Source organism: Opitutus sp. sgz309028 (assembly GCF_059821195.1).
In genome coordinates this window covers 215,229-232,886 of the sequence record NZ_JCAMRR010000004.1, presented here as the reverse complement: position 1 = coordinate 232,886, position 17,658 = coordinate 215,229, and the positions used below count along the sequence as shown (strand labels likewise).

16 protein-coding genes are annotated in these 17,658 nt (G+C 65.8%); 7 read left to right on the top strand and 9 right to left on the bottom strand.

Annotated elements, in window-relative coordinates:
* Positions 1-11: 11 nt before the first annotated feature.
* Positions 12-1,649 (bottom strand): efflux RND transporter periplasmic adaptor subunit, encoded by a 1,638-nt coding sequence (locus AC6RV7_RS16595; RefSeq protein ID WP_500095147.1) that lies wholly within the window; start codon positions 1,647-1,649, stop codon positions 12-14.
* A gap of 123 nt (positions 1,650-1,772) precedes the next feature.
* Here AC6RV7_RS16595 and AC6RV7_RS16590 point away from each other — a divergent pair, with 123 nt between their 5' ends.
* The 3 genes from AC6RV7_RS16590 to AC6RV7_RS16580 are packed head-to-tail and all read left to right on the top strand — an operon-like array spanning position 1,773 to position 3,101.
* Positions 1,773-2,078, top strand: a complete 306-nt coding sequence (locus AC6RV7_RS16590) for a hypothetical protein (RefSeq protein WP_500095146.1) — start codon at positions 1,773-1,775, stop codon at positions 2,076-2,078.
* A 4-nt stretch (positions 2,079-2,082) separates the two neighbouring features.
* Positions 2,083-2,511, top strand: coding sequence for a hypothetical protein (locus tag AC6RV7_RS16585; protein ID WP_500095145.1), 429 nt, complete (start codon positions 2,083-2,085; stop codon positions 2,509-2,511).
* Positions 2,508-3,101, top strand: coding sequence for an RNA polymerase sigma factor (locus AC6RV7_RS16580; protein ID WP_500095144.1), 594 nt, complete (start codon positions 2,508-2,510; stop codon positions 3,099-3,101). Before AC6RV7_RS16585 ends, AC6RV7_RS16580 begins: the two co-directional genes overlap by 4 nt.
* Before the next feature lie 33 nt (positions 3,102-3,134).
* Here AC6RV7_RS16580 and AC6RV7_RS16575 read toward each other — a convergent pair whose 3' ends face one another.
* The 4 genes from AC6RV7_RS16575 to pyk form a co-directional block, all read right to left on the bottom strand.
* Complete coding sequence (locus AC6RV7_RS16575; RefSeq protein ID WP_500095143.1) at positions 3,135-3,506, bottom strand: copper-binding protein; 372 nt, start codon at positions 3,504-3,506, stop codon at positions 3,135-3,137.
* 45 nt (positions 3,507-3,551) lie between these two features.
* On the bottom strand, positions 3,552-5,603 hold the full coding sequence (locus tag AC6RV7_RS16570; protein WP_500095142.1) for a TonB-dependent receptor family protein: 2,052 nt from the start codon (positions 5,601-5,603) through the stop codon (positions 3,552-3,554).
* A gap of 148 nt (positions 5,604-5,751) precedes the next feature.
* Positions 5,752-6,144, bottom strand: a complete 393-nt coding sequence (locus AC6RV7_RS16565) for a hypothetical protein (RefSeq protein WP_500095141.1) — start codon at positions 6,142-6,144, stop codon at positions 5,752-5,754.
* 139 nt (positions 6,145-6,283) lie between these two features.
* Positions 6,284-7,717 carry a pyruvate kinase gene (pyk, locus tag AC6RV7_RS16560; protein WP_500095139.1) on the bottom strand — a complete coding sequence of 478 codons (1,434 nt, stop codon included), beginning with the start codon at positions 7,715-7,717 and terminating at the stop codon, positions 6,284-6,286.
* 119 nt (positions 7,718-7,836) lie between these two features.
* Here pyk and AC6RV7_RS16555 point away from each other — a divergent pair, with 119 nt between their 5' ends.
* The gene (locus AC6RV7_RS16555) at positions 7,837-9,177 is read left to right on the top strand and encodes an MFS transporter (RefSeq protein WP_500095138.1); all 1,341 of its coding nucleotides are present in this window, start codon (positions 7,837-7,839) and stop codon (positions 9,175-9,177) included.
* Between the two features lie 22 nt (positions 9,178-9,199).
* On the opposite strand, the gene AC6RV7_RS16550 is transcribed toward AC6RV7_RS16555, so the two are convergent.
* The 4 genes from AC6RV7_RS16550 to AC6RV7_RS16535 all read right to left on the bottom strand — a co-directional run bounded on the left by AC6RV7_RS16550 (position 9,200) and on the right by AC6RV7_RS16535 (position 15,077).
* The gene (locus AC6RV7_RS16550) at positions 9,200-10,003 is read right to left on the bottom strand and encodes an MBL fold metallo-hydrolase (RefSeq protein ID WP_500095137.1); all 804 of its coding nucleotides are present in this window, start codon (positions 10,001-10,003) and stop codon (positions 9,200-9,202) included.
* Positions 10,004-10,185: 182 nt separating this feature from the next.
* Complete coding sequence (locus AC6RV7_RS16545) at positions 10,186-10,626, bottom strand: REP-associated tyrosine transposase (protein ID WP_500095136.1); 441 nt, start codon at positions 10,624-10,626, stop codon at positions 10,186-10,188.
* 162 nt (positions 10,627-10,788) lie between these two features.
* Entirely contained in the window at positions 10,789-14,232 is a 3,444-nt protein-coding gene (locus tag AC6RV7_RS16540) for a UTP--glucose-1-phosphate uridylyltransferase (protein ID WP_500095135.1), read from the bottom strand.
* Complete coding sequence (locus tag AC6RV7_RS16535) at positions 14,229-15,077, bottom strand: sugar phosphate nucleotidyltransferase (RefSeq protein WP_500095134.1); 849 nt, start codon at positions 15,075-15,077, stop codon at positions 14,229-14,231. The genes AC6RV7_RS16540 and AC6RV7_RS16535 overlap by 4 nt, the downstream gene beginning before the upstream one ends.
* A gap of 181 nt (positions 15,078-15,258) precedes the next feature.
* Between AC6RV7_RS16535 and AC6RV7_RS16530 the strand changes: the two genes are divergently transcribed.
* The 3 genes from AC6RV7_RS16530 to AC6RV7_RS16520 all read left to right on the top strand — a co-directional run bounded on the left by AC6RV7_RS16530 (position 15,259) and on the right by AC6RV7_RS16520 (position 17,638).
* Positions 15,259-15,759 carry a 6-pyruvoyl trahydropterin synthase family protein gene (locus tag AC6RV7_RS16530; RefSeq protein ID WP_500095133.1) on the top strand — a complete coding sequence of 167 codons (501 nt, stop codon included), beginning with the start codon at positions 15,259-15,261 and terminating at the stop codon, positions 15,757-15,759.
* Between the two features lie 106 nt (positions 15,760-15,865).
* A complete protein-coding gene (folE2, locus tag AC6RV7_RS16525; protein ID WP_500095132.1) occupies positions 15,866-16,846 on the top strand; it encodes a GTP cyclohydrolase FolE2 in 981 nt (326 codons plus the stop codon).
* Between the two features lie 63 nt (positions 16,847-16,909).
* Positions 16,910-17,638: an SDR family oxidoreductase gene (locus AC6RV7_RS16520; protein WP_500095131.1), complete on the top strand. Its 729-nt coding sequence runs from the start codon at positions 16,910-16,912 to the stop codon at positions 17,636-17,638.
* Positions 17,639-17,658: the final 20 nt, after the last annotated feature.

Sequence of the window (17,658 nt, the reverse complement as noted above, 5' to 3'; positions counted from 1 at the left end):
GTGCGGCGCAGCTAGCGAATCTCGTCGCCGCAATCGGGCATCGCGGAGCCGAAGAACGGATTCTTGAGCGGCAAATTGCGCTGCACCCAGCGGCCCTTGCCGAGGACGGGCGTCATCGGGCATTGAAAGATCTTCAACCCGAGGTGACTGCGATGCGGCTTGAGCAAATCCGCGACCGCGGTGCTCCACGGCTCGAACGAGCGCCGCGCAGTTTTCAGGCTCGAGCCGAGCTCGAGTTTCGGGAGGTCGAGGCCCTGTGCGGCGCCGGTGAGCTCGGGGAAGATTTTTTGGTAGCGCGCATAGTCGTCGCTCGCGAGCGCGTCGGCGGCATCGATCGCCACGTTGGCGAGCCGGGTGAACGCGTCCATCGAATCCTCGCTCGTGCTGCTCGCCGCGGCGGCGACCGGAGCCGCGTGCGCCGGCGCGGCGGACATCGCGTGCGCGTGACCGGCGGCCTCGCGGTTCAACTGCGCCTGGGCGTCGATCAGCAGATTGCCTTCGGTGACCACGCGCTCGCCTTCGTGGAGACCGGAAAGGACCTCGACGAGGGCGTCGCCGTGACGTCCGAGTTTCAGCTGGCGCTGTTCGTAGCGGCCCTCGCCGACTTCGACATATGCGACCGGGCCGGAACCGGGGTCGAGCACGGCGGAGCGTGGGGCGGCGAGGACGGCGGGCGTCTCGATCAACACCCGGCCTTCGGCGAGCACGCGGTGCGGGAGAAAATGCGCTTCGCCGGCGACGCTGTAATGCGGGTTCGGCAGCACGGCGCGCACGCGCGCGGTCTGTTTCAGGTCGTCGAGATTCGGATCGATGAACTCGATCGTGGACGAAATCACTTCGCCCGGCACGGCGCGGGTGGTGAGCTCCACCGCCTGTCCGACGAGCAGCCATGGCAGGTCTTGCGGATAAGCGTCGAACACGAACCACATCTGCGAAAAGTCCGCCAACTCGAACAAGCGATCGCTGACCTGCACGTATTGGCCCTCGTAAACGGATTTCGCGACGACGACACCATCGACGGGCGCGCGCAGGGTGAAGGTGGCCGACGGCCGGAGCGTTTTTTCCAACTCGGCGATGTCGCTGCCGGTGAGCCCGAGTTGTTGCAGTTGTTCGCGGGCGGCGGCTTGTTCGGAGGCGCTGAAGGCGATGTCGCCGCCGCGGACGCGTTCCACAAACACACGCTGCGCGGTGAGCAGGTCGGGACTCCACAAGGTCGCGAGCGGCGCCCCAGCGACCACGGGCGCGCCGACGAAGTTGATGAAGAGTTTTTCGATGCGGCCCGGCACGCGGGCGGACAGGATGCGGTGTCGGGTATCGTCGTCCTCGATACGGCCGGAAACGCGGAGCGAGCGGCTGAGCGGCTGGCGCGCGACGACGGAGGTTTTCACGCCGATGACGGAGACGCTGGAGCTGCTGAGCGAGATCGTGCTCGCATCGGTGTCGGACGGTTGAGTTGCGAGGGTCGACGCGGCGACGAGGTCCATACCGCACACCGTGCATTTGCCGGGATGGTCGGATTTGATCCAGGGGTGCATGGGGCATTGGTAGACGGACGCGGCTTTCTCCTGGCCTAAGCCGTGGACTGGCGCGGAGTCGGCCGCCAGGACCGGCGCGGCCAGCAGCGCGAAAACAAAAAGGAGTCTAGTCATGGGAAGTTATTCAAACTACACCGCGCGCGGGGTCGGACCCTCGGCAAATCGACAAAATCGTGCGGCGTAAAAATTATCGCGGGTTTGGGCGCCGTTCGGGTTATAAGCGGAAAAGGAAGAACCATGAAATCGCCTGAATCGAACGAACCGCTGTCGCGCGCGCTGGCCGACTGGCGGGTGCAGCCGGCGCGGAACCCCGGGTTTCGCGCGGCGGTGTGGGCACGAATTGAAGCGGCTGGCGTGCCCGCGAGCTGGACGGATTATGCACGGCGCCATGCCGCCATGGTGACCGGCGCGTTGCTGGTCGCGCTGGCGCTCGGAGGCTGGGCGGGACGTGAGCAGGCGCGCTCGCAGGTGGCGGCGGAGCGGGCGGAGATCGCGGATCTGTATGTGCAGAGCCTGGATGCGCGCGAGATGTCGATGCCGTGACGCGATGAAGAACCTGTGGATCACCGTTCTCGTGGTGTTGGGCGTGGCAGGCGCGTCGTATGCGGCGTTCTATCGCCTGAACGACGACCCCGCGCTGCGGCGTGCGGCCCGCGAACACGATGCGATGGCGTGGCTGCGGACGGAATTTCAACTGACCGACGTGCAGTTCGCCAAGATCAAGGAACTGCATGACAACTACGGCGTGCAATGCGCCCGCCACTGCGCCGCGATCATGAAGGCCCGGCGGACGAACGCGCCGGCGAACGAAATCGCGGAGCTCGAAGCCGTGTGCGTCGGCTCCATGTCGGAGCACTTTCAAAAAGTGGCCCATCTCATGGCGCCGCAACAGGGCCAGCGCTATCTCGCGCTCGTGCTGCCGCGCATCAAGGACTACACGCACGAAGGGGCGCCGACGGTGCAGGTAAATCCGTGACTTCGCCGGCAGACGATTCTTCGCGGCGGAGCATCGAAGGCGCGGAGGACCGCGCGTGGATGCGGCGGGTCCAGGCCGGGGACGACACGGCGCTGAGCGCGCTGATGGAGCGTTGGGAACTGCCGGTGAAAAGCCTCATCGCGCGCATCGTCCTGAATACGCGCGAGTCGGAGGAGCTGGCGCAGGAGACGTTCGTGCGTGTCTGGCAGCAGCGGGAAAAATTTCGGGACGGCGCGGAGTTCCGGCCGTGGCTGTTTGCGATCGCGGTCAATCTCGCGCGCAACCGGCTGCGCTGGTGGCGCCGCCGGCCGGAAGTCTCGCTGCAGGAGTGGAGCGAAACGTCGGAGATGGAAGATCGCAGAGCGGAGATCGGAAGCCGGGCGGTGGAGCGCGCCGAACGCGGGGCGGCCGTTCGCGAGGCGATCGCGGCGCTGCCGGTGGAGTTGCGCGAGGCGATCGTGCTCTTTGAGTATGAGCAGCTCTCCCACGCCGAAATCGGAGCGACGCTCGGCTGCACGCCGAAAGCGGTCGAGGCGCGGCTTTATCGCGCGCGGGAAAAGCTGCGGACGATGCTCGCGAAACGATTATAGGCCGGGCGGAGCTTCGTCGCGCCCGGCGCGCGATCACTTCGCGGGCTTCACATCCTCCAGCCAGAACTCGTCGTCACGTTGCACGAGCTGGCCGGTGATCGCCTGGCCTTTTTTCGCGTCGGCGAGCGTGGCGGCGTCGACTTTGAAGAGCATCGTCATCGCCCGCATCACGCCGGGGATGTCCTCGTGTTTCACCAGCAAGGCGGATTGCGCGGGACGAACGTCGACGATCACGCCTTTCAGCGGATGCCGCTCGGCCTTGTCGGCGGCGTCCGCTGCGTGGCAGCAGCAGACGTCCTTGCCCTTGCAGCAGTCGCAGCCGCAGTTCTTCGCGTTTTCGCCGGCGACGAGCGCGAGCGGCAGGAGGCTCAGCGCGGAGATCAGGGACAGCAGTTTCCGTTTCATGGCTTGGAACGTAATCGAGAATGAGGCGGAGCGAAAGCCTGCGAATCACCAGCGGAGCTCGATCCCGGCGTAAACGGCGCGGCCATCGCCGGGGAGGAATTGCGCCTGGTCGGTGCCGGCGGCGTTTTCGATCACGCCGGTCGTCGCGGCGTAACGGCGGTCGAAGAGATTGCGCGCTTCGACAAACCACGCGAAGCCGGGCGACGGACGGTAGCCGAAACGAAAACCGGCGATCGCGTAGGGATCGGCCGCGAAGGTGTTGCGGAAGTCGATGTAGGTTTTTTCTGGAGACCACTCGACCGTTGGACCGGCATACCAGTCGGAGAACTCCCAGGTAAGCTCGCCGCGGACGAGGTGCGGCGGAAGCCCCGCGAGCGTGTTGTTGCCGTAGCGCGGATCGTCGTCGAACCGGAAGCGGCCATAGGTCCAGGCGGCGCGGAGCACCAGGCGGTGCGCGGGATGCGCGTTGGTCCACGCCGAGCCGAGCAGGTCGAGTGCTGCGGCGAGCTCGATGCCCTCGTGAATCGTGTCGTTGGCGTTGACCGTCGCGGCGGCGGTGGCCGGGTTGTTGTCGTCGTCGATCGTGAGCAACTCCTTTTCGAGCGCGGCGCGGTAGAGCGAAAGATCCCAGCGGAGCGGGCCGCGGGTGCCGCGGGTGCCGAGTTCAAACGTGGTCGCGGTCTGCGCGTCGCGCGCGGTGTTGAGCGTGAGTGTCTCGCTGAAAGACGGCGGCTCGTAGCTGCCGGAAACGTTCGCGTAAACCTGCACTTCGCGCGCGTCCCAGCGCAGGCCGAGCTTCGGCATGAAACGCTCGTAATCGAGCGCGTAGTCCGGCGTGGCGCCGACGGTCTGGTCGTTGGCGCGACGATTGGCGGCGGCGCTGGCGCCGAGCACGAGCGTGAAGCCGCGGCCCAGCGAAATCTGATCTTCGACGAATGCCTCGAGATTCGTCGCGGTTTGGGTCGCGGCGGTGACCAGCGCGCCGCGGCGTCCGGCGATGTTCACGAAATTCGCGGCGTTGGTCTGGCCGCGGTTGAGCCAAAGTCCACCGCGCAGGCGATGCGCGCGACCGCCGAAATCGCCTTCGTGGATGGCGGTGGCGCCGAGGAGAAGGTCGTTCGAGAGCTGATCGACAACCTGAAAGATCGGGTGATCGAGGTCCTTGTAGGACCAGGCCGTGGAGAAATCCCAGCGCGTGTCGCCGGTCCGCACCGTGGCTTTGGTGGCGAGGCGGAGCAGGTCGAAATTGCGTTTCTGGTTAAGCGTGAGATTGGCGGGGTTCGCTTGCGAGGGGTCTGTGCGCAGCTGCGCGCGCGTGAGATTGCCCGGCAATTCGGAATCGGTGCGGACCGCAGTCAGATAAACACGCGTCTCCGCGGTGGCGGCATGGCGGAGACCGAAATTGGCGAAGAGCCGCTGGTTTTCCTGTTCGGCGTGGTCGCGGAAGCTGTCCTGCGACGCGCGCGTGAAGGACACGTAGGCGTCGAGGTCCCCGCGCACACCACCGATCGCGAGTCCGGTGCGAAGGTAGTTCCATGCGCCGAGTTCGAGGCGCGCGAAATACGGCGGATCGAGCCGCCCGGTGCGCGACACGTAGTCGATGGCGCCGCCGAGCGTGGACGCGCCGAATGTGAGGGCGTTGGCGCCGCGCCAGACGCCGACGTGGGCCGCGGCGAGCGGCTCGATCGCCTGCATGTCGAAGGAACCGTCGGCGAGGTTGATGGGAACGCCATCCTGCAGGACGCGGAGGCCGCGGCCGTGAAACGTGCGCTGGAGTCCGGAGCCGCGAATCGAGAGCCGCGCCTCGTCGGAACCGAACCGCGACTGCGCGATGACGCCGGGCGAAAGAAAAAACGTATCCGCGAGCGTCGAGGCGCGGCCGCGCAGAAAGCGTGCGGCGTCGACCAGTTCGACGGCTCCGGGCGTCAACCGGAGCTCGGCGGCCGCTTGCGTCGCGGTGGCGACGGTGAGGCTTTGGGCGCGCGCGGCGGTGACGTCGAGCGGCGAGAGTTGAAGGGGATCGTCGCTGGCTAACGCGGCCGGCGCGATCGCGAGGGCGGTGGAAAGGAGGAAGGAACGGGAAAAAACGGTGTTCATGTGCGAGTGGGCACGGGCGGCGCCCGAGGCGCCGGAAGGGAAAAGGGAGGAAACGCGGCGGCGTGGCAGACGCGCGAACGCGCGGGAGCGCCGCAGGGCGCGGACAGGGACGGCGGGTCAAACGACCTTCGCCGGCAGCAGGGGCAGATCAGACCGCGAGCGGGCGCGGCGGCGGCACCGGCGGCGCGGCGCGCCAGGCAGCGGGGGTCGGAAGGTCGCTCAGCGACCACGAAAGCAGATTGGGGACGGGCACGACGGTTTCCGGCGTGCGTGCAAAAACGAGGATGACCTTCCCATCGAGCTTGCCGCCGGGAATGGCGGTGGCGTCGGACTGCTGCTGTTTCGCTGTCGCGACTGCGGAGCAGACGCCGCACATGTTTTCCGGCGTGAAGGTGAGTCGCACCGCCTCCGCGAGCGGCATCGTCTTCGAATAGGTCGCGATCATGCGGCCCCAACCGAAGGTTTGCACCAGGTCCCAGTGGCTGCCGGTGGCGAGGAGCCACGCGGTCAGCGTCAGGAGCAGGGGCAGACGACGGCGCATGATGTGGGGCAAAAAATGCGGGTTGGCCGCCGTTTCAAAGCAATTTATGCGCGCCGGGCCGGCCGGACGCAGGCAGCAGCGACGCTGCTGTTGCGTCGCTGTCCTGCTACTGGAGAAGGTGTTGCCGGCGACGCGTGGCTCAGCGGACGGTGCGGAGCTGCACGGCGTCGATCAGACGATCCTGCGCGAGGATATCGGTGGCGACGATGAGTCTGTCGCCGGGCTGGATCCAGCCGCCGCTACGAAGCAGGGCGATGGCGTTCTCGATCGTGAGATTGGGCTCCTCGGCGAACTCGAGACGGAACGGTTCGACGCCGCGGAGAATCCGCAGCTGACGGAGGAGTTCCGTGTAGGGGGTGAACGCGAAGATCGGCGCGGCGTCGGGGCGGAGCGCGGCGAGGCCGGTGGCCATGAAACCGTGACGGGTGAAAGTGACGATCTTGGAGTGCGGGATCTGGTTCGCGAGCACGACGGCCGAGTTGAGCAGCTTCATCTTCTCGGTCGCGAACGTGGCGGACTCCATGCGGTTGGGATCCTGCTCGGCTTCGACGCGGCGCGAGATCTTGTCGAGCATCTGGACGCATTCGAGCGGGTATTTGCCGACGGTGGTCTCGCCGGAGAGCATCACGCAGTCGGCGCGTTCGTAGACGGCGTTGGCGACATCGGTGATCTCGGCGCGCGTGGGCACGGGCTGCGAGATCATGGACTCGAGCATGTGGGTCGCGACGATGACGGGGCGGCCCTGGGCGATGCAGGCGCGGACGGCGCGGCGTTGGATGACCGGCAGTTCCTCGAACGGGCATTCGATGCCGAGGTCTCCGCGGGCGATCATGAGGGCGTCGGCGGCGGCGACGATGTCGTTGAGATTGGTGATCGCGGACTGGTCCTCGATCTTGGCGATGATGCGGGCGTTGGAATTGTGCTCGTGGAGGAAGCCACGGAGCGCGGCGATGTCGCGGGCCTCGCGGACGAACGACAGCGCGACGAAATCGATGCCCGCCTCGATGCCGACGAGCGTGTCGGCGCGATCCTTCTCGGTGAACGACGGCAGGTTGACGCGGACGCCCGGCAGGTTGATGTGGCGGCGCGAGCTGAGCTGGCCGGGGATGAGGACGCGGCAGCGGATGTGGGCGGCGTCCTTTTCGAGGACCTCGAGGCGGATCAGGCCGTTGTCCACCAGCACGGTATCGCCAATCTGGATATCGTTGACGAGGTCGCGGTAGTTGACGTCGACGGAGCGGACCTCGTGCGCGGAGTCGCGGGCGGTGCCGGGCTGGACGGTGAAGTCGAAGATCTCGCCGGGCTTGAGCTGGATCGGGTTGGCCAGGTCGCCGGTGCGGATCTCGGGGCCCTTGATGTCCATCATGATGCCCACTTCGCGGCCGAGCCGGGCGCTGACCTCGCGGATGCGGCGGACCGTCTGGCGGGTCCAGTCGTGCGTCGCGTGCGCCATGTTGAGGCGGACGATGTCGGCGCCGCCGCGGATCAGCTGTTCGAGCATGGTCTCGCTCTCGGTGGCCGGCCCGAGCGTGAAGACGATTTTCGTGCGGCGGAAGGATTGAACAACGTTCATGCGAACGGCGGTGGTGCCGCAAACCGGCCCGGCCGGCAAGCGCGGGAAAACTGTCCCGTCGCATGGGCGGGCCGGTTTTTCCGTGCAGCGTCGCCGGTTTCGGCTACAACACGCGGCCCATGAATGCCCACGTTGCCGGCCCGACCGGCGGCAGTGTCTCGAGTTATCCACCGGGATTCCGGCGCCGTCGCGGGATCAATTGGGCGACCGTCGGGCTCATGTATACGAGCTACTACTTCTGCCGATATAATTTCGCTTATGCGAACAAGGCGATCGCGGACGAGTTCGGCTTCACGAAGTCGGACATGAGCACGATCCTGTCGATGCAGTTCGTCGCCTACGGCTGCGGGCAGATCCTCAACGGTTTGCTGACGGACCGGATCGGCGGGAAGAAAGCGATGCTGATCGGCGCGACAGGCACGATCGCTGTCAACCTGCTGTTCGGCGTGGCGTCGTTCTGGGGCATGCTGTCGCTGTTCACGCTGTTGTGGGGGATTAATGGATACATCCAGTCGTTTGGCGCTCCGGGTTTCATCAAGATCAACAGCGCCTGGTTCAGCGAGAAACAGCGCGGGACGTTTGCGGGCATCTTCGGTTTCATGATCAACCTCGGCCGGCTCGCGGCCAACAAGCTGCTGCCGCTGCTGCTGGCGGGCTTCGCGATCTTCGGGTTGATCCACATCCCGCCGCAGCACTGGCGCTGGCTGTTCTGGGTGCCGGCGATCATCGCGGCGCTGGTGGCGGTGGGGTTTGCGCTGGTGGTGAAGGACACGCCGGAGGAGGCGGGTTATTTGAAACTGTTCGAAGGCGAGGCGGACCACGCGGAGATCGATGTGCGCGGCGAGATCGCGATCGTGTTCAAGCAGATCGTCACCAACCCCGTCGTGTGGATCATCGCGGCGGCGTATGCGTGCACGGGCGCGGTGCGGCAGGCGGTCGACCAGTGGTTTCCGGTTTATTTCCAGGAGGTGCATCATCTGGAGATGACCGGAGCGAAGTTTCAGTGGCTCGGTTACATGATTCCGCTGGTCGCGTCGTGCGGGTCATTTTTGTCCGGCTGGATCTCGGACCGCTTCTTTCATTCGCGGCGGGCGCCGGTGGCGTGCGGCATCTACGCGATCGAGTTGCTTGTGATTTTGGCGGCGACGCAGGTGACGACGGTGAACTGGGGCATCGCGTTTTTCGTGATGATTTCGTTCACGGTGAACTCGACGCATTCGCTGCTCGGTCCGGCGGCGGCGATGGACATCGGCGGCCGCAAGATGGCGGCGTTCGCGTCGGGTTGCATCGATGCGTTTCAGTATTTTGGCGCGGCGCTCGGCATGAAGGTGCTCGGCTACGTGCTCGATCGGCACGGCTGGGGCTACTATTTCTACTACATGATTCCGTTCGGAATCATCGGCGCGATCCTGATGTATTCGATCGCGCACCGTCGCAGTCTGAAGAACGGCCACGCGTGAAACGCGTCCCTGCCCGCCGCGTTCAGAGCATCTCGTAAAGCGGCGTGCTCTGGCCCTGCTCGACGATCGCGAACTCGCAGCGTGCGAGCGTCGTGCGCAGCGGCGCGAACGCGCTCTCGACGGCGGTGCGTGAATTGCAGTCGCGCGACAGGTGCGTGAGGTAAATGCGACGCCATTCGGGGCACGCGACCTCGGCGAGGAGCGCGCAGGCGGCGGCGTTGGAAAGGTGGCCGTGGCGGCCGCTGATGCGCTGTTTGAGCGCCCACGGACGTTTCGGGTCGTTCTTCAGCAATTCGGAACAGTGGTTGGCCTCGACGACGAGGACCCCGCAGCCGCGGATGTGTTCGCGGATGTGCATCGGCGCGTGACCGAGATCGGTCAGATACGTGAGCGCGCGGCGCGGCGTGAACAGATCGCCCTCGTGGCCGCTGCTGAAACGAAAGCCCACCGGTTCCTGCGCATCGTGCGGCACGGCGAAACTGCGCACCTCGAGATCGCGAAAGCGAAACGTCGTGCCCGTCTGGAAGAGCTGCCAGTCCGGCCGGTGCTCGAGTCCGCGCTGGATGGCGGCGGCGGTGGCGGCGTTGGCGAACAGGCGGATGTGCGGAAATTTCTTCAAACCCTCGATGCCGGCGGAGTGATCGCTGTGCTCGTGGGTGAGGAACACGGCGTCGATCCGGTCGAGCGATTCGCCGACGGCGGCGAGGAGCGTGTTGAGTTTACGCGCGGAAAAACCCGCGTCGACGAGCACCCGCGTTTCGTCTGTGACGAGGAGCGCGGCATTGCCGGAACTGCCGCTGCCGAGAATGCAAAACCGCATGCCCATGTTTGCGGTTTTGAAGACCCGAGCGGGCGCGGGGCCAAACAAAAAATCGCGCGGATGCGTTAAGCGCGAGGGGCGATGGACAAGCGCGGGTCGGAAAAAGGCGGGCCGGTAGGGACGGCTCTCCGAGCCGTCCGCTTCGAAAAACCAGACGTATCCGTCGCGGACGCCTCGGAGAGGCGTCCCTACCGGGGGGACCAAATGTGAGGCCAATCGTCAGGGTGGGCGATGAGTCCTTTACGCACGGGGTTCATGCGAATGTAGTGTGTCTTTTCTGCGAAGCTCTCGTCGTGGCGGAGCCGGTGATCGAAGAAACCTTTCTGCCACACGATGCCAGCGGAACGGCTCGTGAAACGCTTCCAAGCGGCGACAATTTTTTCGAGTGCTTCCTCCCGTGGGCACGAAACCACCGCGTGAAGATGGTCAGGCATCAGGAGCCATAGCGTCACATGCCAGCGAAGCTGTGTGTGGTAATGACGAGCGGCGTCCAGCAGCGCGGGCGACGTCTCTGGGAGGCAGAGCTGATTCGTGCCGCGCACCTGGCAACAGACGGTGACGAAATAGGTGGAGTCTTCCGCCCAGCTGGGTGGCGTGTGGTGCAGCCATTTGCGCTCGGGGAGCGGCATGGAAGGAGACGGTGAGCGAGCAGCGGACGAATGCGAGTGAAAGCCTTCGGCTGGTGCGTTGCGGCGTAGGGACGGCTCTCCGAGCCGGCCGCTTCGATAAACCAACGCACTCGTCGCGGACGCCTCGGAGAGGCGTCCCTACCGGAATACGGACGACGATCCTCACCAGCTACCGATCGCCTCCACGTGGGCGGCGGAGCCGTCGCGTTGCCAGGCGTCGAGCTGGGCCTGGTCTTTCAACTGCTGGCCGCGTTGGCGCGGCACGACAGCGAAGACGCTCGGGCATTCCGGAAGCGCGGTCATGTCGCCCCAGAGTTTCTCAAATTGCGCGACCGGGAAAACGTCCTCCTGGCCGTGGCCCCAGCGCTTCTTCACGTCCTTCAACGTGACATACGTCGGCAGCCGCGCGGCGAGCGTGCGCACGGCGGTCGCGGTTTTCTCCGCGTCGTTGAGATCGGCGCGCGTGAGTCCGAAGACCGCCAGGAGCCGGTCGATGTCGATCCAGCAGGTATTGCTGTTGTAGTAGCTGAGGTTGAACTCGTCCTCTTCGCGCGGGAGCGCGAGGCCCTCGACGATGCGGAGGCGTCCATCGACGCGCGCGAGACCGCCACCATGGTCCTCGATGCGTTTCGGAATGACTTCCCAGCCGAGCGCGGCGCCGGTGGACTGGAACCAGCCGAGGAGCAGCGGATCGGGCGAAGCGCCGAGGGTGTCGATGTTATGCGCGACGAGCGTGCGGAGCTGCGGCTGCGCGGCGAGCAGGCGTGCGAGCGTGCCGTTTTTCAGCAGGTTCGGAATCTCGAACCAGTGACCAACGGGATGCAGGCATTGCTCGGGCAGATTGTCCGTGTAATCGGCGCCCTCACCGACGGTGCGGGCCCAGTTCGCGAGCGCGGCCCGGATGCTCTCGCGCATCTTTTCCTTTTGTTCGTCGAGCTTCTGTTGCGCGGTTTCTTCCCAGGCAAACTGCAGATCGCGCACGGCGGGCACGAGGCGCAGGCCGATGGAGCGGCCCGGCGAGAGCAGGACGTGGCTGGAGTTGAGAGTTGAGGGTTGAGTGTTGAGAGAGGGCGTGGCGGAGCCGGAGCCGAAGGTGTCGCCATGATTCTCGCGGAGCCAGCGCTCGATGGGGGCGTGCGTGAGATGGCTGGTGGTGAATACGTGCGGGATCGTCGTGCCGTAGTCGCGTTCGGCGCGGCGGGTGCGGGCGAGGTGCGTCTCGATGAAATTGCGATGGCGACCGGCGAGCTTGGCGAAGGGGTGCAGGCCTTTCACGACGCCGGCGCCTTGCGTCCAGCGGCTGCCGACGCCGGCGGCGTAGGTGATGACGACGAGTTCGCCGCGTTTCAGGGCCGCTTCGCCGGCGGCGCGGAAGCGCACCAGTTCCGGGTTTCGGGTTTGGACTTCCGGGTTGTTGGAGACGGAGCCATCGAAGAGCGCGGCGGGCGGGACGTCCTCGATCTTCGTATTCGGCGGGAGCCGGTTCATCGCGAGACCGATGCGGCCGGCGCGGAGATCGGCGCGAATCTGTTCGTGCTGCGCGCGATCGAAGCCGTTTTGCGCCAGCAGCTCGGCGAGGCGTTGCGCATGATCGTTGGTGTTGTCCGCCGAAGGCAGCAGCTGGTCGAGCAGCGTGGGCAACGCGCCGGAGAATTCAGGCAGCGTGCGCGCGGCGCGGGTGAACTGCTGCAGGTCGTGACGCTCACGCGAAGAGAGATCGCGCGCGGAGCGGCGGAGGAGCGCTGGAACGGTGTGACGATAAAAATCCACCGGCAGCAGCGCGTCGTCTCCCGACAACAGCGCGGCGACGGAGCCGTGTTCGTTGATCGCGAAATCGTAAACGACGGGGTCCATCGCGAACGGCAGGGAGGCTTCGAGCTCGCGTTTGGTGGCGAGCATGATCTCGCGGAGCTTTTCCTGGCCTTCGCGTTTGCGGTGCGGGGCGAAGATGAAACCCATGCCGCCGCCGGACATACCGCCGAGCATCCAGAAGCCCCAGAAGTCGTCGCCGAACGCGGCGCGGGTGCGCTCGATCAGTCGCTCGGTGTAGAGATTGCTGACCCACGGGATGATCGTCTGGAGCGGGCCGAAGAAATTCTGCGTGAGCGCGGCGCCGAGCTGCTTGATGTCACCCGCGGCGAGATGGCCGAGGATTTCGTCGAGTGTGGCGACGGCGCGATGACGGGCCGCGAATTCGGCTTCGCTGCGCAGGAGATATTTCTCCGTCGCCATCTCGAGGATTGGGCCGACGTTTTGCGCCATGCCGCCGTGGACCAGGACAAGCGAGTCCTGGAGTTTCTGCCGCGCTTCCGCGGGGATGCGATCGCGCCCGAGCAAGGTGTGGCGTGGCAGCAATGTGCCACGACTGATGCCGTGTTCCGGGTCGCCGGGCTGCGCCGTCGCGCCCTCGATGAGTTTGATGCCGGGCCAGAGGCCGCCGGAGTCCTGCCAGCCGCCGCCGGAGCCGCCGAGCCATTCGCCGAGGATCGCGCGCGCGGCGACGATGCGGCGGTCGGTTTCCTCGAGCGCGCCGGTGAGCGAGCGGATCTGGCTCGTGGCGCGCATGCAGACGCCGATGAGCGCGCCGAGAAGATTCGTCGAAACCGCGAGGCGCGAGCCCTTCGGGATGCGGTTGACGTTGCTCACGAGCTCGAAGCCGCGGCCGCTGCCGAAGATCGCGGCGAGCAGTTCGGCGAGGCTGGCGCCGGAGCGCTCGATGCCGGGCGGGACAATACCGGCGGCGATCACCGCAGCCTTGAGCAGGCCGAGGTAGTCGCGGCCGAAATCGAACACCTCGTCGAGAGTGGCGATCGTGGCGCTGGTCTCGAGGTCGACGCTGGCGAGGCGGATCACCGGTTCGTCGATGACGCGAAACCACGCTTCGACGGGCGGCCGCGGGGCGGCGTCGCGGCCGTGCACGCCGAGGTCGACGGAGATGTTGAGCACGCGCGCGCCCTCGGGGAAATCCATCCCGAGGAAAAAGATGTCGCTCCAGCCGCAGTGCGTGAGATCCATGCGCACGGGCGTGCGCTCGCGCAGTAGTGGAAAACTGGATTCGGCGGAGTCGCGCGCGAGGAGCTCGGGGCGGACGCGCAGCGGTTGATCGAGCGGGTGGCCGAGGCGGAACATCCAGGCGTTGCCGCGGGTGGAGCGGACGGTGCGGCGGACCTGGTCGGCGAGGGTTTGAAACGCGAGGGCGTGGTGGGCGGCCGCGAGCGCGCTCGAAAGGGTTTCGTTGGGGCCCTGCTCGGTCTGGGCGTGAAGAAACTCGGCGATCGCTTCCTCGAAACGGCGCTCGAGCAAATGACGAAAACCGGCGAATGGCACGCGGCCGGAGCGCGGCAGCTCGGGGCGCGCCGGCAGGTGGTAGCGCTGAATCGCGGTGATGAAAAAGAGCGCGCGGACGCGTTTGTAGAGATTCGTTTCGCGGCGACGGTAGGCGTCGAGTTCGGCGCAGGCGGCGACGAGTTCCTCGACGGATTTTCCCTCCGCCCAGCGATCGACGGCGGTGTCGCGGATCGTGGAGTCGGCGGCGTCGATGATGTCGGTGACGCGGAGCGGCGGGCGCGCGGAGGAGCGCGGCGATTCCGGGGCGAGCGTGCTCATGACTCGGTTTGGCGGAGGGCGAGGAGCTCGACGAGCTGGGTGAGGACCTGGTCGCGTTCGCGCCCGGAGAGCGAAAGCGCGAGCTGCGCGAAGAGGAGGCCGTAATGCGCGCCGATGTCGTAGCGGCGGCCTGCGACTGAGAGGGCCAGGTAACGCTGGCGATTGGCGAGCGCGTGGAGCGCGGGCGAGAGGCCGAGCGGTTTATCGGGGGCGGCGGCGCGGTGTTCTTCGAGCAGCGTAAAGATTTCGGCGCCGAGGACGTGGAGACCGAAGAAACAAAGATAGAAACCGGCGCGCAGGCCCGGGACGATCAGGTGCTGTTCGGCGATTGAAGGCGTGGGTTTTTCGAGGACGGATTCGATCTGGTAGAGCGGTTTTTCGCCGCCGACGAGGCGCCCGCCGATGGCGCCGTAGGACGTGATCTGGCTCTCGCGCGTCGGCTGGACGGCGGAAACGGAGGTGTTTTCCGCGGTGGCGACGTCGATGAGTTGGCGGGCACAGCTCGTTTGCCCGTGGGCGACGTGCAGGTGATCGCCGACGAGATGCAGGAAAGGTTCGTCACCGATGAAGTCGCGGCCGCAGAGGACGGCGTGGCCGTAGCCGCGGGCGGCTTTTTGGGGAATGAAACGGATCCGCGGACGGAGTGCGCCGGAGGCTTCGGCGTAAACGGTTTCGTCGCCAGGACAGACGATGACGCAGAACTCCTCGACGCCGGCGTCGGCGGCTTCCTCGAGGACGAGTTGGAGGGCGGTTTTCGTTTGGCCCTGCGCGTCGATCAAGGTTTGGAGCGGAAGAGAGCGTTGGCCGGGATTGGCGGCGGTGATGAGGGCTTTGCGGATTTTCATGAACGAGCTGAACCGGTTGCGGCGGGATAGTAAGTCGGGAGAAAGCGCTGGTTCCGGACTTTAGGACAGATCGGAGGAGGCGAGGGTTTGGACGACAGCGTTGTCAGGCACTTTCGAACGCGCTGCAAGGGTCGGGCGGCGCGGTTGACCGGGCGCGGTTTATCGCTACTTCTGACCCTCCATGCCAGCGAAGTCCCGTCGTCGAAAAGCCGCCAGCCGTGTCCCGCGCGTGCTGCGCGGCACCGTGTACATCACGCGTCAGGTGCATTTCAACGCGGCGCACCGGCTGCACAACCCGTCCAAGAGCCAGGCGTGGAACACCCGCCAATACGGCCGCTGCACGAATCCGCACTGGCATGGTCACAATTACGTGCTCGAGGTGACGGTGAAAGGCGAACCGCATCCGGATACGGGTTACATCCTCGATCTCGCGCAATTGAAACAAATCCTGCACGAGGCGGTGGTCGACAAATGCGATCACCACAACCTCAACGACGAAGTTGATTTCCTCCGCGGGATCATTCCGTCGACGGAGAATCTCGTGATCGCGTTTTGGGAGCAGATCGAGCCGCGGCTGCCGGCGGGAAAATTGCATTGCGTGCGGCTGTTCGAGACGCCGCGCAATTTCGCCGAGTATTTCGGGCCCGACCCGGTCGAGCGCGGCCCGGCGGCACGCGGATGAACGCGCTACACCACGATTTTTCCTCTGCGCCGGACGGCGGTTATCGTCACCCGCCCCAGCCAGAGCACGGCACGCCTTTGCCGGCGCGCTTCAGCCAAAAACGAACATGAGCAAAAAGAAGCCGATGTACCTGCACCGCTCCGCGAGCGGCGCGGATCCGAAGATCAAGCGCGGCTACGACCGGCGCTTCCGCGTGACTGACGCCTATCGTGAGTCGTTGCCGGATATGATGGAGGCCGCGCACGACGCGATCCAGGGTGCCCACGTGCCGATCCAGCAGGTCGGTGTATCCAATTTTAAACTTCCGCTGAAGTTCCGCACGAAGAAGGGCGACGTGCTCACGCTCGAGGCGAGCATCACCGGCACGGTGTCGCTCGAGGCCGATCTGAAAGGCATTAACATGAGCCGGATTGTGCGCTCGTTCTACGATCACAAGCACGAGGTGTTCACCGGCGAATGGCTGGGCAAAATCCTGCGCGCCTATCTGAAAAACGTGCGGAGCAAGGACGCGCGGCTGAAGGTGAACTTCTCGTATCCGATGCTGCACCCAAGTCTGCGCAGCGGACTTGAGGGGTATCAGTTCTACAATGTCGCCTTCGAAGGCGTGCTCACGAGCCGCGGCGACTACCGTCGGTTCATCCATTTCGACTTTGTTTATTCGTCGGCGTGCCCGTGCTCCGCAGAGCTGGCCGAGCATGCGCGCGACACCCGCGGCGTTTACAGCGTGCCGCATTCGCAGCGCAGCAAGGCCCGGGTCGTCGTCGAGGAGGTGCCCGGCAAGAAGATCTGGATCGAGGACGTGCATGCGCTCTGCCTGCAGGCGCTGCAGACCGAGACGCAGGTGATGGTGAAGCGCGAGGACGAGCAGGCGTTTGCGGAGCTCAATGGCGCGCATCTCAAGTTCGTCGAGGACGCGGCGCGGCTGCTCTATCGCGAGTTCGACGCCGATAAGCGGATCAAGGATTTCCGCATCGCGTGCTCGCATCTCGAATCGCTGCACTCGCACGACGCGGTGAGCGTGATCTGCAAAGGCGTGAAAGGCGGTTTCACGGCCGACTTCATGGATTTCGGTCAGCTCGTGTGCTGAAGATGAGAGAAAGACCCATGCCGAAATCGCGCCCGCTGGGGACAGCGGGCTCCACCTGGAAGCATGAATAAATCTGTAACGATGAGTAAACCGGTCGTGCTCATCACCGGAGCGTCGCAAGGCATCGGCACGGCGATCGCGCGGGTGTTTGCGCGCGAGCTTCGCGGCGTGCGGCTCGCGCTCGTTGCTCGCAACGAGAAGAAACTCCGCGCGGTCGCGCAGGCGTGCACGAAGCTCGGGGCGAAGGCCGAAGGGTTCGTTTGCGATGTCGCGGACGAAGCTGCGGTGGCATCGCTCGCGGGAAACGTCAGCGCGCGTTTCCGTGCGGTCGACGTGTTGATCAACAACGCCGGCGCCTTCGTGCCGGCGCCGTTTTTGGAGACCGACGTCGCGGCGTTCGATGCGATGATCGACGCCAACCTGCGCAGCGCATTTCTCGTGTCGCGGGCCTTCGTGCCCGGGATGATCGCGCGCGGCGGAGGCGATGTGTTTTTCATGAGTTCGATCGCGGGGCTGCGCGCTTATCCGCGGAGTGCGGCGTATTGCGCGGCGAAGTTCGGCGTGACCGGACTGGCGCAGGTGTTGCGGGCGGAGACGACCGGCACGGGGCTGCGCGTCTGTTGTGTGCATCCGGGCGCGACATGGACGCCGTCGTGGGACGGCAGCGGCGTGGCGGAGGAACGCACCATGCCGGCCGACGACATCGCGCGGGCGTTCTTCGCGGTTTACCGGATGTCACGGCGCACGGTGGTCGAGGAGATCGTGTTGCGACCGCTGGCAGGCGACGTGTGACGCCAGACGCAGCCGGGCGG